Here is a 13,874-nt window from a genome sequence, read left to right as displayed (position 1 = left end):
TATAAACTGATCGCGGCGGCGTCGCCTCGACGGGCCCCTGCCCTTCTTCGGTTGAGGCGCGCCGCCGTCCCCGCGAAGGGCGCTGGACCTCACCCTGTCGCGCACCGGAGGCAGCTGGAGGAGTGCGATGACCTACGTGATCGGCGCGCCGTGCATCGACGTGCTGGACCGAGCCTGCGTCGAGGAGTGCCCGGTCGACTGCATCTATGAGGGCGAACGATCGCTGTACATCAACCCGACGGAGTGCATCGACTGCGGTGCGTGCGAACCCGTCTGCCCGGTGGAGGCCATCTTCTACGAGGACGACCTGCCGAGCGCGTTCGGCCCGTTCCTGGCCGACAACGCGCTCTTCTTCGACGAGCCGCTGCCCGGGCGCAGCGAACCGCTGGGCGCTCCCGGCGGCGCGGCGGCCTTCGGGGTCATCGGTGCCGACACCGACCTCGTAGCGAACTACCCGGCACGGGTTCCCCCGGAGCCGGCGCACCCGTAGGGCTGCCGATGTGCCACCTGCCGGATCGGCCGGTGAGCCTGCGAGCGCCCTAGGTGGCCAGCGCGGGATCGGTGGTGAGCTCGACGTTGGCCCACAGCTCGTAGCCGAGCGGCTCGAGCCGGCTGATGAGACCCCGCCGCACACGATCCTCTCCGGAGACGTCCCACACCCCCGCGGGCACGACGAAGTCCACCTCGACGTAGAGCCGTTCGCCGAGCTTCGTTGCGCGGACGAACGGGGCATCGAGACCGAACTCCGCGCTCACGGCGGCGATAGCGGCGCCGAGCGCAGCCGTCACCTCGGCCGGGGGTGCCGCTTCCAAGAGCTCGAGCCCCGCCGCCCGCAGCAGGCGCAGCGGTATCGGCGCGAGGAGAGCGCTCGCCAGCAGGACCAGGCCGGGGTCGAGGTAGCGCAGGGCTTCCTCCGGGACCCATAGGCCGAGGGCGAGCGCGAGTCCCGCGCCCACCGCGTACATGAGGCTCAGCAGAGCGCCGGCCCGCCACTGCACCACCTCGGCCGTCACGAGCTCGGATCTCGGTGCCCGGCGAGACAGCCAACGGCTCAACCCGTACGAGCTCACCATCGAGATCAGCCCGTAGATCACCACGGTGGTCGCGGCGACGTCTGACCCGCCGGCGATCACGATGGCGACCGCGTCAGCGGCCGCGTAGACGAGCGTGCCGAGCAGCGCTGCGCCCTGGATGGCGATCGCGAGCGGTGTCACGGCCCGCTTGCCGAAGGGAAACCGTGCGGTGGGAGCGGAGCCCGCCGCGCGTGCCGCCATCAGTGACAGGGCTGACAGCACGATGCCGAGCAGGACGAACACGCCGTCGAAGAGAAGGACGCGCGACTGCGCCACGACGCCCCAGCCGAGCGCGAGGAGGCCGAGGACGCCCGCGCCGACGATCGACTCGATGAGGGCCCGCTGCTCTCCCGGCGGTCCGTTCCCGACGGCGGGGCCCGCCGCAGAGGGCGCACCGGAGGGCGCACCGCCGCTCACGCGGTCCTCCGCCGGGGCCAGGTCGACGGCATGCAGGTCAGCGGCATGCCGGACCTCCTTGGGAGAGTGGACCTGGGGCGAGCCTAGCGATCGCGAGACGGAACCCGCGCGGCTGGACCGGCTCGACGAAGACCGGCTCGTCACGCCGCTGTTCCCGCGTCCGCCGCGCCAACCAGACGGGCCGCCGCTGGCGGATCGGTCGGTTAACCTTTGTGCGCCCTAGCGGTCTGAGGTGCGTGTTCGCTGCGCGCGAGCCGTCGCGAACCCTTCCCGCACCAGGAGTCACCATGGCAACCGATCACCGCGCACGGCCGGACCAGGACGTCCCGCCGGGCGATACCGCGTCGCGCGGGTCGCGGGAGAAGGCGCCGAACGAGGGGCCGATGCCGCCCTTCGGGCTCGCGTTGCGCGGCGCCGCCGTCGTCGTCGGGCTGTATCTGGTCTGGCTCGGTGCGCAGGGCTCACCGATGCCCGGTCGACTCGGCGGCGGGGCCGATCGCGCCGGCTGGGTCCTGGCGGGTCCGGGGGCGTGGAGCGCGGGGTCGGTGGTCCCGCTGGCTGCCGGCGTGTTCGCGATCCTCGTCGGGGGCATCGGCCTGCTGTCCAACCTGCCGATCGGTGGCGCCAGCCGGGCGGCCTTCCGTGCCCGCGTCCGGCACCACTCCACCCTGCTCATGTTCGGCCTCGCCGGGGCCGTCTTCACGGCCGCGCTCGTCACCCTCGCGGTGCTCTGGTCGACCGGGGTGGCGTACCGCAACTACGAGGTGGACGACACCGTCGCCGGCGGCGCGATGTACGGCATCCTCATCGGCGTCTGCGCGATCCTGGCGGGTGTCGGCTGGGGATCGGTCATCAGCGCGGTGCGCGGGCCAGCCCGCACGCTGCAGCCCGGGGAGCGCCTGCCGGTGTCGCGGCTGATCCTGCGGCCCTTCGGCTACTTCGCCATGGGCACGATCTGGGTCGCGCTCTGGCTCATCATCCTGGCGATGGCCGCCGCGCTGCCCATCGCCCTCTCCGACCGCCATCCGATCGGGCTGGCGGACACGCCGCTCTCGGCCGCCGCCGGCATCGTGGACCTCCAGGCGAACCCGCTCAAGCTCATCCTGGTCGTCGTCCTGCTCGGCCCGCCGCTCGCGCTGCTCTTCGGCTGGATCGTCGGGATGTTCGCCCTCACCGCCTGGCCGCTCGCTGCGCTGTCGTTCGTGTACTTCGCCCGGTCGCTGCGCCCGAGCTACGCCGGTGAGGCGCTCTCGGGGACGTCGCGCTCCACCGAGGCCATCGGGCCCCTGACGATCACGTCGAAGGCGATGTCGCTGCTACCCGTGCGCGGCAGCTGGCTCACCGACGTGCTCATGAAGGCGTACATCATGGGCTGGACGCCGACATTCCGGCTGATCGGGTCCTGCTTCTGGCTCGGGCTCGGCTACCTGTTCGCGACGATCTGGTTCGCGTGGCCCGTGACGAACCCGGTGGTCGTCGCGCTGTTCGCGGTCGTCAGCCTCGGCCTCGCCGGCTACACGGTGTACCGGCTCGTGGCCTTCGGTCGCGCGATCCCGGGCCTTGCGGTCCGGACGCGCGACGACGCCGTCACGGCGACGGCGGCGTCCGCCGACGCCTGAGCGCGGTCAGCTTCGGGCGAAGAGCCGGGAGAAGAACCCGGTCCGTGTCGACACCTCGTTCTCGTGCCCCTGGCACCGGTCGGCTCGGGCGACCCCGCGCATGACCTGGTCGACGTGCTGACCACAGCCCGCCCACGTCGTCTTTCCGCACGTCCTGCAGCTCACGGCACGGCACACGTTTGTCCTCCTCGTTGGTCAACCGGTGCCGAACTATACCCCCATGGGTATCCAGCGGGGGCGGGGTGGGCGCGCACGCCCACCCCGCGCCCTCACACGAGGACCGCGACGGGCTCGGCCGAGGTGGCCGCGCCGTCGTCGGCGGCCCGCACCGCAGCCGGACGCGCGGTGATCAGGACGGCTGCTGCGACGGCAGCCGTGAGCAGGAACGCGACGGCCCACCAGATCGCGACGGAGAACCCGTGCACGACGCCGGCCGCCTGGGCCAGCGGATCCGAGCCGTGCGTGGTGAGGTAGCGCGCTGTGGCCGAGGTGGCGACCGTGTTGAGCAGCGCGATCCCGATCGACCCACCAACCTGCTGGGCGGTGTTCACGGTGGCCGAGGCCACGCCGGCGTCTCGTGGCTCGACGCCGAAGGTCGCCGTGCTCATCGCCGGCATGAAGGTCGAACCCATGCCGATCCCGAGCAGCACCATCGACGGCAGGACGTGCGTCACGTAGCTCGAGTCCACCTCGATCCGGGTGAGCAGGATGAGCGCGGTGGCCGCGACCAGCAGCCCCGGGGTCATGATCATCCGGGCCGGCACCCGGGGCAGCAGCCGGGCCGCGATCCCGACCGCGCCGGTCATCATCCCGGCGGTGAGCGGCAGGAAGGCGAGCCCGGTGCGCACGGGCGAGTAGCCGAGCGTGACCTGCAGGTAGTACGTCAGGAACAGGAACATGCCGAACATGCCGACGGTGGTGAGGCCGACGCTGAGCAGCGCGCCGGCGCGGTTGCGGTCGCGCAGCACACGCAGCGGCAGCAGGGGGTGGGCCACCCGGGTCTCGGCCACGACGAACAGGGCGAGCAGGACCAGCCCGCCCGCGAGCAGCGAGAGCACGAACCCCGAGGTCCAGCCGTGCTGCTCCGCCTCGCTCAGGCCGTAGACGATGGCCAGGAGGCCGCCGCTGGCCAGCACCGCGCCGAGCACGTCAAGACGGGTCTCGGCCTCCTTGCGCTGGTCGTGCAGGAACGCGCTGGCGCCGAGCACGGCGAGGATGGCGATCGGGGCATTCACGAGCAGGCACCAGCGCCAGTCCAGGTACTCGGTCAGCAGGCCGCCGAGGATGAGCCCCACCGCGCTGCCACCACCGGCGATGGCGCCGTAGATGCCGAAGGCGCGGGCGCGCTCGTGCGGTTCGGTGAACGTGACGCTCACCAGCGACAACGCCGCGGGTGCGAGGAGGGCGGCAAAGACGCCCTGCAGGGCCCGCGCCCCGAGCAGCAGCGCGCCGGTGGCCGCCACGCCGCCGATCGCCGACGCGGCGGCGAAGCCGATGAGGCCGATGATCATCGCGCGCTTGCGACCGATCAGGTCACCGATGCGGCCGCCGAGCAGGAGCAGCCCGCCGAACGCGAGCGTGTAGGCCGTGATCACCCACTGCCGGTCGGCATCGGAGATGCCCAGGTCCGCCTGGGCGGACGGCAGGGCGATGTTCACGATCGTCATGTCGAGCACGACCATGAGCTGGGCGAGGGAGATGACCGCCAGTCCCCACCAACGGCGGGGATCGGGACGCGCCGGGTCGGCGGCGGGGGCGGGGCGCGCCCCGGTCTGGGGCAGAGTGGTGTCCATCGGAGGACCTTCCTGACGGGAGGATGGGGGAGCGGCGACGCTCGATGCGTACCGGGGGCACGCGTTCTCGCCCGGGGGCGGCGGACCTACTTGCTTGCCAGCCGGCAAGTTGTATTCTGGAACCGTACGGCTGGAACTAGCCGGTCGTCAAGTAAGTTTGCGTGGCAGTTTCACGAGAGTGCTCAGCAGCTACACGAGGAGGAGAAGCCCCATGGCGGCGGAGACGCGGCGCCGTGGCGACACCCGGTCCGAGATCCAACGGGTGGCGCTGTCCCGGTTCACGAACGACGGTTACGACAAGACCTCGCTGCGGGAGATCGCCGAGGACCTGGGCGTCACCAAGGCGGCGCTCTACTACCACTTCCGCACCAAGGAGAGCATCCTCGAGAGCCTCGTCAATGACGTCGGGCAGTCGATCACGGACCTCGTCGGCTGGGTGCACTCCGAGCCGTCCACCCGCGAGCGTCGCCTGGAGATGCTGCGCCGGCTCGCCTTGCTGACCCAGGGCGGGGTGGGTGACCTGATGCGGTGCGTCCAGCAGAACGAGCTCTCGCTCGGGGCGCTGCCCGGAACGGTGGAGATCGTGCACCGCTACAAGGACGAGCTGTGGCGTGCCTGCACGCCACCCGGGGCGACCCTCGAGGACCGCCTCCGGGCCCGGGTCGCCATCATGACGATCCTGGTCGCGAACAAGGGCGCCGATGACCTCGGCGGCACGGACTCCGAGCGCACCGAGACCGCGCTCCGGATCGCCTCTGACGTGATGCCCTGACTGCTCGTGCTCACGCCAGCAGCTCGAGCACCTCGTCCGCGGTCAGCACGGAGCTGAACAGGTCGCCGTCGTCGATGACGGCGTCCACGAGTGCGGCCTTGCGCGCCTTGAGCGCCACCACCTTCTCCTCGATGGTGTCCGCGGCGATCAGGCGGTAGACCATCACGTTGCGGTGCTGGCCGATGCGGTGCGTGCGGGCGATGGCCTGCTCCTCGGTGGCGGGGTTCCACCACGGGTCGAGCAGGAAGACGTAGTCGGCCTCCGTGAGGTTCAGCCCGGTGCCGCCAGCCTTGAGGCTGATGAGGAAGACCGGTGCGGTGCCGGCGCGGAAGTCGTCGATCACGTCGGCGCGTCGCACGGTCGACCCGTCGAGGTAGGTGAACGGGACGCCGGCGGCGGTGAGGCGGGCGGCGGCGAGCTTCAGGTACGACGTGAACTGGCTGAACACCAGCGCGCGGTGTCCCTCCGCGACGACGTCGGCGAGCTGGTCGAGCAGGGCGTCGAGCTTGCTGGACGGCAGGTCGGCGTGGTCCGGGTCGATCAGCGAGGCGTCGAGGGCGAGCATCCGCAGCAGGGTCAGGGACCGGTAGACGATGAACCGCTGACGATCGAGGTCGTCCAGGAGCCCCAGGACCTTCTGGCGCTCCCGTTGCAGGTGCAGGTCGTAGAGCTGGCGGTGCCCCGGGGCCAGCTCGACGGTCAGGGTCTGCTCCTGCTTGTCCGGCAGATCGGCCGCGACGAGGTCCTTGGTGCGGCGCAGCAGGAACGGCCGGATCCGCGCTCGGAGCCGATCCAGGCGCACCGTGCGCAGCTGGGCGACGTCGGCGGGTGCGCTGCCGGCGCCGGGGCCGGTCGTGATCCCGGCGCGCACGCCCTCGATCGGTCGGACGTACTGCTCGCCGAAGCTCCGGGCGGAGGAGAGCAGCCCGGGGGTCACGAGCGAGAACAGGGCGTGCAACTCGGTGAGCGAGTTCTCCATCGGTGTGCCGGTCACGGCCAGGGTGAAGCTCACCGCCAGGTCACGCGCGCACTCGTGGGTGCGGGCGGAGGCGTTCTTGACGTTCTGCGCCTCGTCGAGGATGAGCCCCGCCCACCCGCTGCCCTGGGCGAGCGCCTGGTAGGCGTCGAAGTCGAGCCGCAGCAGGGCGTAGCTGGTGACCACGATGTCAGCGCCCGCGGCGGCCTCGGCCACCGACGTCGTGCTCGCGGCGTCGGTGGCCGACAGCCGCCGCACGGTCAGACCGGGGGTGAACCGGGCGGCCTCGGACACCCAGTTCGGCACGACCGACGTGGGGGCGACCACGAGGAAGGGGCGTCGCGGCTCACCGGACGGCCGTTGCTCGGCGACGTGCTGGACGAGCGCGAGGCACTGCAGCGTCTTGCCGAGCCCCATGTCGTCCGCGAGGATCCCGCCGAGCTGGTGCCGCCACAGGAACGTGAGCCAGCTGAACCCCTCGGCCTGATAGGGACGCAGCTCGGCGTGCAGCCCGGCGGGGAGCGGCGTCGACCGGGGTGCGCGGTCGCCCGCCTCCGCGAGCAGCTCGCTCCACTGCGGGGCCGGGATCGCCTCGTCGGCGAGGTCGACGAGGTCCGCCCACAGGCTGGTCTGATGCCGGCTGATCCGTGGTCCCGTGTGCCACTCGGCGACCTCCGAGGCCTCGGCGATGAGTGCGGCCAGCGGCCCGAGCGCGGGATGGGTGAGGGCCAGGTAGCTGCCGTCGACGAGCAGCAGCTTGCGGCGACCCTTCGTGAGGGCGCGAAAGAGGGGGACGAACGGGATGGTGCGGCCGTCGACCGTGACGCTCACACCGAGATCGAACCAGTCGTTCGTCTCGGTCGGCTGGGCGGTGACCGTGAGCACCGGGGTGCCGAGCAGCTCGCGATAGTTCGGCGGGGTGCCGACGGTGTCCACCCGCACCCCGGGCAGGGCCGCGAGGCGGGGCAGGTCGGTGGCCGCGAACTCGGCGGCCTCGATGTCGTGCAGCGTCACCGGTCGGGGGAGGTCGGTCCCGTCCTGCGCCGGCCACCAGGCACCCGGCAGCATGCCGTCAGGCACGACGGCGCGCGGGTCGGGCGTGGGCCCGGAGCGCGCGTGCCCGTCCCAGTGCCAGGCAAGGTCGAGCGTGTGACCGGGGGAGTACCGCGCGGTCAGCACGAGTGTCGGCGGCGCGGCAGCGGGCAGGGACACGGTGCCGTCGACGCTGCCGACGTCGAACCCGGCCCGCAGGGCCGGCAGGTGCTCGTGCAGGAACTCCTCCGCGCGGTCGCCCGGCACGAGGACTCCCTCGCTCAGCGCGTCCGCGACGGTGCGACCGCCCCGCACACCGAGGAGGGCGAGCTGGGGCGCGCCGAGCGCCTCGAGGGTCGGGGCCAGCACGATCTGACGGGGCCGCTCGAGGTCGACGACGTAGATCCCGTGCGCACCGATCGCGTGGCCGTCGCGCACCTCGACCGGCGCGCCGTCCATCTCGAGCCGGGCGCTGACCCGGATGCCCCGCTCCGATCGGGCGGCGTCGAGGCCCAGGCGTGCGCCGTCGGCCACCCGCACGGTGGCGCCGGAGCCCGAGCCGACGAAGACGATGCCGATCGCCTGGGCCTGGGTGAGCAGGTCCCACAGCACCGGGTTGACGAACTCGTCGAGGTACACCCACGCGAGATCAGCGCCGGGCAGGGCGGGGCCGGCCGCGCGGTGCAGGGCGCCGAACTGGCAGAACCAGCGGTGCTGCTCCGGGTCCAGGTCGAGCCGGCCGAGCATCTGGGCGATGTTCGACCAGGTGACGTTGCTCCGCGTCCAGCCCCGCTCGGAGCGCACGACGGGGCGCACGCCGAGCCGGTACTCGCCGCGGCCTCCGACCGGGGCCCGGTTGCTCCCCGCGGTCTCCTCGGCAGGCGGTCGCGCGGCGCTTCGCGGCCCGGCCGTCCGCGAGGTGGGGCCGTTCCACCGCTCACGGGTGTGCGGCGTGAGCTCGCGCAGCTCGAACTGCAGCCCCAACCCCAACCCGCGGGCCCGCAGGCCGTGCTGCGCGGTCCCGTGGGCGACCAGGCCGCGCAGGACGTCGCGCCACGGCTCGCTGCCCGAGCCGCCGCCACCGGACCCGTCCGGCTCCTCGGTTGGCATCGGCCGATCCTGTCATACCGTGCCGACACCGCCTCGCCCGGCTTCCGCGCCGCCCCCAGGTCCTGACCAGGCGGGTGCGCGCGCGACGTCAGCGGGTCCCGGACGAGGTGGGCGCGCTGCGTGCGGCACGATGGGCCCGACACTGGGAGGTGGCCATGGGGCGTCAGGACGACCGGCTGCGCGCGATGTATCTCGGACGGCACGGCAACGGGACGGCCCGCCGGTTCGCACGGTTCTGGGCCGTGGTCCACCAGCTCGGACTGCTGCCCAGGCGCTGGGTCACTCTCGAGGTCCCGGGGCGACGCACCGGTCGGATGACCCGGTTCCCCCTGGGCATGGCGGACGTCGGTGGCCAGTGGTACCTCGTGTCGATGCTCGGTGAGTGCCACTGGGTGGCCAACGTGCGCGCCGCGGCGGGCGCCGCAACCCTGCGACGCGGGCGGGCGCGGCGAGTCACCCTCGTCGAGGTGCCGGTGGCGGAGCGTGCGGCGGTGATCAGGCGCTACGTCCAGAAGGTCCCCGGCGGCCGGCCGCACATCCCGGTCGACCGGCACCAACCCGTCGCGGCGTTCGAGGCGATCGCGGCCGACTTCCCGGTCTTTCGGGTCGTGCCCGTGCCCCCCGGCACCTGAGTCCGAGGACGGTGGCGGCGGGTGACGGCCGCGGTGGATCCCGGCGCGTGAGGGACCAGGGAATTGCTTCGCGCCGAGGCGAGTCGTAACGATACGATTCAGTCGCGCCGGTCCCGCTCGACGAGCCCCACGCCGCCCGCCACCCATCGCTTCCCGAGGACCCGCACCACCATGGCCAAGATTCTGACCGCCGGACCTCCGTGGCGCGTCATCCTCTCGTTCGCAGTGCCGCTCCTCGTGGGCAACGTCGTCCAGCAGCTCTACCAGGTGGTCGACGCGATCGTCGTCGGGCGGGTGCTCGGGGTCGACGCCCTCGCCGCGGTCGGCGCGACGGGGAGCCTGCTGTTCCTGCTCCTCGGCTTCGCCTGGGGCATGACGTCGGGGTTCGCGATCCCGACGGCGCAGGCGTTCGGCGCGGGCGACGGTGCAGCGGTGCGCCGCTCCGTGGCGACCGGCACCCTGCTCACCGCGGTGGCGAGCGTTCTCCTGACCGTGCTCGCCCCGCTGCTCGCCGCGCCGGCGCTCCGCCTGCTGCGCACCCCGGAAGCGCTCATCCCGCAGGCGACGACGTTCGCGGTCGTCAGCTTCCTCGGCGCGAGCACGATGATGGCCTTCAACTACCTCGCGGCGATCATCCGGGCGATCGGGGACTCCCGCACCCCGCTGGTGTTCCTCACCCTCAGCTGCGTGCTGAACATCGGGCTCGTCATCGCACTTGTCGGCGGGCTCGGCTTCGGGGTCGGTGGCGCGGCGCTCGCGTCGGTCGTCTCGCAGGCCACCTCCGTCGCCCTGTGCCTGGTGTACGTGTGGCGCAGCGTCCCGGTGCTCCACCCGCAGCGCGAGGACTGGCGGGTGACCCGCGGCGACCTCGCGCGCCACCTGCGACTCGGCCTGCCGATGGGGTTCCAGATGTCGATCATCGCGATCGGTGCGCTCGCGGTGCAGGTGCGGCTCAACAGCCTCGGTGCCGACGCCGTCGCCGCGTACACGACCGCCGCCCGCGTCGACGGGCTCGCCGTCGCCCTGCTCCAGTCGCTCGGACTTGCGGTCTCGACCTTCGTCGCCCAGAACCACGGTGCGGGGCGGCCCGACCGGATCCGGCAGGGCCTCGTGCAGAGCGTGTGGATGTCCGTGCTCGGCGGGATGCTGCTGGGCGCCGTGCTGATCGCGGCCGGCAGCGCGCTCATCGAGCTGTTCGTCGGGCCGGGGGAGGAGCGGGTCGTCTCGATGGCGTCGTACCTGCTCTACGTCAACGGTGCCTGCTACGTCCTGCTCGGCGTCCTCTTCGTGATCCGCGGGGCTCTGCAGGGCCTCGGCTACACCTTCGTCCCGACGCTCACCGGCACCATCGAGCTCGTCATGCGGGTCGGTGCGGCCATCGTTCTCGGCGCCGCGTTCGGCTTCAACGGGGTGGTGTGGGGCAACCCGCTCGCCTGGGTCGGCGCCGTCGCCGTGCTCGTCCCGGCGTACCTCCGGGCGCAGCGACGCTTCGCTGCGGTGCCGGACCCGCGGGCCGGTGCGGCCGGCGACCTCCTCATCCTCGATGCACCGACCGGCGGGTCGGTCGTCATCGACGCCGTCGTGCTGATCCCCAACGACCCGCCGCGGGTGTGAGCAACACCACGTCCCCGCGGCTGACAACGTGGTGCGGGGCGGGGATGAGCGGTGCATGAACACCGCCTCCGAGACTCGCCGCCACCCGGTCCGCTGGGTCCTCCTGCTCAGCCTGCTGCCAGGGTTGTCCCTCGTCGCGCCCTCGCCCTCGGCCACCGCCGTGGGCGTCGACCTCGTGGGCCCCATGAGCTCGTCCCAGTGCGCGTCGGGCACGTTCTGCCTGTGGAGCTCGGCCCTGTACGCCGGCTCCTTCTGGAGCACATCCAGCCAGTCGTTGGTCAACGTCGGCGGCGTGACTGGGGCAAGATCCTTGTGGAACCGCACCGGCTTCGCGGTGCGGGTGTATTCGGCTGCCGGAGGGGGCGGGTCGTCATCGTGTTTCGCCCCCGGGACCCAGAAGTCTCAGGTGGCGCTGGCGAGCTTCTCGGTGAAGGTGCTGACCACGACGGCCTGCTGAGCGACCGTGCAACGGCGAGCGAGCAGCGCACGGCGGACTTCAGCGCGCTGTTCCGGGCGATGCACCCGGAGCTTCGACACTTCGTCCTGCGCCGGGGTGGACCGGAGATCGTCGACGACGTCGTCGCGGAGGCGTTCGTGGTGGTGTGGCGGCGGTGGGACGACGCGCCCGCGGATCCGTCCCGGCGGCGCGGGTGGGTGTACGGGATCGTCAAGCACAAGCTGGCGCACGCATTGCGGGACCGGGACAGGCACCTCCGGGTCGCGTCGCGCGTCGTGGCGACCGCGGTGATCGAGCTCTCCGATCCCGGCGACGACCTCGCCTCCATCGAGGAGGCGCGGCGCGTGCTCGACCTGCTGCCGAGGGCCGAGCGCGACGCGGTGGAGCTGGCTGTGCTGGCCGGGCTGACCACCCTCGAGGTGGCCGAGGCGTTGCAGTGCTCGGCCACGGCCGTGACCAGCCGGCTCACCAAGGCGCGCGGACGACTGCGCCGGCTCCTCGCGGCCGAAGGACGGAGCGACCATGTCATCGGATGATCGCGCCGGCAACGACGTCGCAGCCCAGGAAGTCGCAGCCCTTCGCGAGCTGATGACCGCGCACCACCTGGTCCCGTCGGTTCCCGCCCGCTATGCCGCGACCCCGCAGGACACCGAGCGGCTGCTGGCGCGCATCCTGGTGGCGGCGGAAGCCGAGGAGATCGGCGCGGTCCCGGTCCCGCTGCCGGTTCGGCGCCGACCCCGGGCGTGGCAGCTCGGCGCGGCTGCGGCCGCCGCCGTCGCGATCGTCGTCGGCTACCAGGCTGCCGTCGTGCCGCAGGCGACCGCCGGAGCGCCGGTTGCGCTGACGTACAGCGCGGGCGACCCCGCCGCGGTCGCGTCCGGACGTGCGCCCAGCGCGCGGTCCGCCCTGACCGACCTGGCGTCGACGGCGCGGGCGCAGCCGGCGCAGGACCGCCCCGGATCGGTGCAGTACGTCGCATCCGCCGGCTGGTACCTCGAGGTGGACGGGGCCGAGGTGAGCGTGACGGCGTTGTTCCCCACGATCACCCAGCTGTGGATCGCGCCGGACGGGTCCGCGCGCCAGACCCAGCGTCGCGGCGCCCCGCTCGACGTCGACGGGCATCTGTCCACGACCGCCATCGAGTCGGCGGCGGGCTTGCTCAGCACCGACGAGCTCCCCGCCGCCTCGCTCGACGCGACCCTGACTGACCGCCTGCCCCGCGACCCCGCCGCCCTCCAGACCGAGCTGCTGCAGCAGGCTGCCGGCCTGCCGTGCGCGCAGGACGACTCGTGGCGGGCGATGTGCCTGGTCGGCTCGGTGCTCAGCGTGCTCGAGCAGCACGCCGCCCCCGACGACCTCACGGCCGCGATGTGGACCGTGCTCGCGGACGAACCGGGGGTGCGCTACCTCGGTTCGACCACCGATCGGGCCGGGCGGCCCGGGGTGGCGGTGGCGATCCCCCCGGCGACCGGCGACCCCGATGCGACCGTCCGGGTGCTCATCGTCAGCCCCTCGACCGGGGAGCTGCTGGGCACCGAGAACGTCACGTTGCGGTCCGAGGCGCTGCGCATCGACACCCCCACGGTCACCGAGTTCACCACGATGACGACGTCGTCGTGGGTGCGAGCCGTGGGGCAGACCCGGTAGGCGTCGCGATCTCGCCCCCGACCAGGTCCACCCGCCGGTCGGCACGCCCCGCGATCGCCTCATCGTGCGTGACCAGCACGACGGCGGTGCCGAACCGGCTCGGGAGGGACAGCAGCAACGTCGCCACCTCGGTCGCGGCGTCCTCGTCGAGGTGGTCGGCCGGCTCGTCCGCCAGGAACACCGCCGGATCGCTGAACAGGGCCCGCGCGATCGCCACGCGGTGCCGCTGGCCGCCGGTCATCGTGTGCGGGCTCCGGTCCGCGAGGTCCCCGATCTCCAGGGCGTCCAGCAGCTCGACGGCCCGGAGCTGGGCCTCGCGGCGGGGCGCGCGGCGGGCCCGGAAGAACCAGGGCATCATCACGTTCTGCGCCGCGGTCAGGGACGTCTCCAGGTGGAACGACGCGAGCACGACGCCGATCTTGGTCGAGCGCAGGCCCGCGATCTCCCGGCCGGACAGCCCGGCGGTGTCATGGCCACCGATCCGCACCGTGCCCGACGTCGTCCGGCGCAGCAACGACAGCACCGCCACCAGCGTCGACTTCCCGCTGCCGGTGGGGCCCGTCAACGCCGTCGACGTCCCGGCCGGGCAGGTGAACGACACGTCGCGCAGCGCCACGACCTGGCCCTGCGGCGACGGGTACTCCACCCGCACCCCGACCAGCTCAGCGGCTGGAGGATTCACATGGCTACTTCGCCGCGACGGACGTCCGTGGGGACGCGGCGCGGCGGGCG

At 72.7% G+C, this 13,874-nt stretch carries 13 protein-coding genes; 8 read left to right on the top strand and 5 right to left on the bottom strand.

The window, feature by feature from the left end; translation table 11 throughout:
- The first annotated feature begins 127 nt into the window (after window positions 1-127).
- The gene (gene fdxA, locus EUA98_RS00475) at window positions 128-490 is read left to right on the top strand and encodes a ferredoxin (protein ID WP_130100700.1); all 363 of its coding nucleotides are present in this window, start codon (window positions 128-130) and stop codon (window positions 488-490) included.
- Window positions 491-539: 49 nt separating this feature from the next.
- Here the strand turns inward: fdxA and EUA98_RS00470 are convergent, their stop codons facing one another.
- Window positions 540-1,490 (bottom strand): cation efflux transmembrane domain-containing protein, encoded by a 951-nt coding sequence (locus tag EUA98_RS00470; protein ID WP_130100699.1) that lies wholly within the window; start codon window positions 1,488-1,490, stop codon window positions 540-542.
- 287 nt (window positions 1,491-1,777) lie between these two features.
- Between EUA98_RS00470 and EUA98_RS00465 the strand changes: the two genes are divergently transcribed.
- Window positions 1,778-3,109, top strand: coding sequence for a hypothetical protein (locus tag EUA98_RS00465; protein ID WP_130100698.1), 1,332 nt, complete (start codon window positions 1,778-1,780; stop codon window positions 3,107-3,109).
- 6 nt (window positions 3,110-3,115) lie between these two features.
- Here EUA98_RS00465 and EUA98_RS20685 read toward each other — a convergent pair whose 3' ends face one another.
- Together EUA98_RS20685 and EUA98_RS00460 are read right to left on the bottom strand one after the other, a co-directional pair.
- Window positions 3,116-3,286: a DUF8730 family Cys-rich protein gene (locus tag EUA98_RS20685; protein ID WP_491562667.1), complete on the bottom strand. Its 171-nt coding sequence runs from the start codon at window positions 3,284-3,286 to the stop codon at window positions 3,116-3,118.
- 92 nt (window positions 3,287-3,378) lie between these two features.
- Complete coding sequence (locus tag EUA98_RS00460) at window positions 3,379-4,902, bottom strand: MFS transporter (RefSeq protein ID WP_130100697.1); 1,524 nt, start codon at window positions 4,900-4,902, stop codon at window positions 3,379-3,381.
- 211 nt (window positions 4,903-5,113) lie between these two features.
- On the opposite strand from EUA98_RS00460, the gene EUA98_RS20420 reads away from it, so the two are divergent.
- Window positions 5,114-5,674: a TetR/AcrR family transcriptional regulator gene (locus EUA98_RS20420; protein WP_130100696.1), complete on the top strand. Its 561-nt coding sequence runs from the start codon at window positions 5,114-5,116 to the stop codon at window positions 5,672-5,674.
- Between the two features lie 10 nt (window positions 5,675-5,684).
- Here EUA98_RS20420 and EUA98_RS00450 read toward each other — a convergent pair whose 3' ends face one another.
- The gene (locus EUA98_RS00450; protein WP_242511116.1) at window positions 5,685-8,792 is read right to left on the bottom strand and encodes a DEAD/DEAH box helicase; all 3,108 of its coding nucleotides are present in this window, start codon (window positions 8,790-8,792) and stop codon (window positions 5,685-5,687) included.
- Window positions 8,793-8,947: 155 nt separating this feature from the next.
- Between EUA98_RS00450 and EUA98_RS00445 the strand changes: the two genes are divergently transcribed.
- From EUA98_RS00445 to EUA98_RS00425, 5 genes are all read left to right on the top strand, one after another.
- Entirely contained in the window at window positions 8,948-9,424 is a 477-nt protein-coding gene (locus tag EUA98_RS00445) for a nitroreductase/quinone reductase family protein (RefSeq protein ID WP_207218912.1), read from the top strand.
- 171 nt (window positions 9,425-9,595) lie between these two features.
- Window positions 9,596-11,038, top strand: a complete 1,443-nt coding sequence (locus EUA98_RS00440; protein ID WP_130100695.1) for an MATE family efflux transporter — start codon at window positions 9,596-9,598, stop codon at window positions 11,036-11,038.
- A gap of 55 nt (window positions 11,039-11,093) precedes the next feature.
- Window positions 11,094-11,495 (top strand): peptidase inhibitor family I36 protein, encoded by a 402-nt coding sequence (locus EUA98_RS00435; protein WP_130100694.1) that lies wholly within the window; start codon window positions 11,094-11,096, stop codon window positions 11,493-11,495.
- Window positions 11,414-12,031 carry an RNA polymerase sigma factor gene (locus EUA98_RS00430; RefSeq protein ID WP_255424246.1) on the top strand — a complete coding sequence of 206 codons (618 nt, stop codon included), beginning with the start codon at window positions 11,414-11,416 and terminating at the stop codon, window positions 12,029-12,031. The genes EUA98_RS00435 and EUA98_RS00430 overlap by 82 nt, the downstream gene beginning before the upstream one ends.
- Window positions 12,018-13,142 (top strand): CU044_5270 family protein, encoded by a 1,125-nt coding sequence (locus EUA98_RS00425; protein ID WP_130100692.1) that lies wholly within the window; start codon window positions 12,018-12,020, stop codon window positions 13,140-13,142. The genes EUA98_RS00430 and EUA98_RS00425 overlap by 14 nt, the downstream gene beginning before the upstream one ends.
- Here EUA98_RS00425 and EUA98_RS00420 read toward each other — a convergent pair.
- Window positions 13,090-13,824, bottom strand: coding sequence for an ABC transporter ATP-binding protein (locus EUA98_RS00420; RefSeq protein WP_165372663.1), 735 nt, complete (start codon window positions 13,822-13,824; stop codon window positions 13,090-13,092). The genes EUA98_RS00425 and EUA98_RS00420 overlap by 53 nt on opposite strands.
- Between the last annotated feature and the right edge of the window lie 50 nt (window positions 13,825-13,874).

It is taken from the genome of Pengzhenrongella frigida (assembly GCF_004168625.1).
Taxonomy (GTDB): domain Bacteria; phylum Actinomycetota; class Actinomycetes; order Actinomycetales; family Cellulomonadaceae; genus Pengzhenrongella; species Pengzhenrongella frigida.
This window is presented reverse-complemented; position numbering and strand designations above follow the sequence as displayed.

What these genes read in the sequence shown, in the direction of transcription:
- EUA98_RS00445 (WP_207218912.1), top strand. Translation starts at nt 8,948, where the DNA reads ATGGGGCGTCAGGACGACCGGCTGCGCGCGATGTATCTCGGACGGCAC.
- EUA98_RS00435 (WP_130100694.1), top strand. Translation starts at nt 11,094, where the DNA reads ATGAACACCGCCTCCGAGACTCGCCGCCACCCGGTCCGCTGGGTCCTC.
- EUA98_RS00465 (WP_130100698.1), top strand. Translation starts at nt 1,778, where the DNA reads ATGGCAACCGATCACCGCGCACGGCCGGACCAGGACGTCCCGCCGGGC.
- fdxA (WP_130100700.1), top strand. Translation starts at nt 128, where the DNA reads ATGACCTACGTGATCGGCGCGCCGTGCATCGACGTGCTGGACCGAGCC.
- EUA98_RS00440 (WP_130100695.1), top strand. Translation starts at nt 9,596, where the DNA reads ATGGCCAAGATTCTGACCGCCGGACCTCCGTGGCGCGTCATCCTCTCG.
- EUA98_RS00425 (WP_130100692.1), top strand. Translation starts at nt 12,018, where the DNA reads ATGTCATCGGATGATCGCGCCGGCAACGACGTCGCAGCCCAGGAAGTC.
- EUA98_RS00450 (WP_242511116.1), bottom strand. Translation starts at nt 8,792, where the DNA reads ATGCCAACCGAGGAGCCGGACGGGTCCGGTGGCGGCGGCTCGGGCAGC.
- EUA98_RS00460 (WP_130100697.1), bottom strand. Translation starts at nt 4,902, where the DNA reads ATGGACACCACTCTGCCCCAGACCGGGGCGCGCCCCGCCCCCGCCGCC.
- EUA98_RS20420 (WP_130100696.1), top strand. Translation starts at nt 5,114, where the DNA reads ATGGCGGCGGAGACGCGGCGCCGTGGCGACACCCGGTCCGAGATCCAA.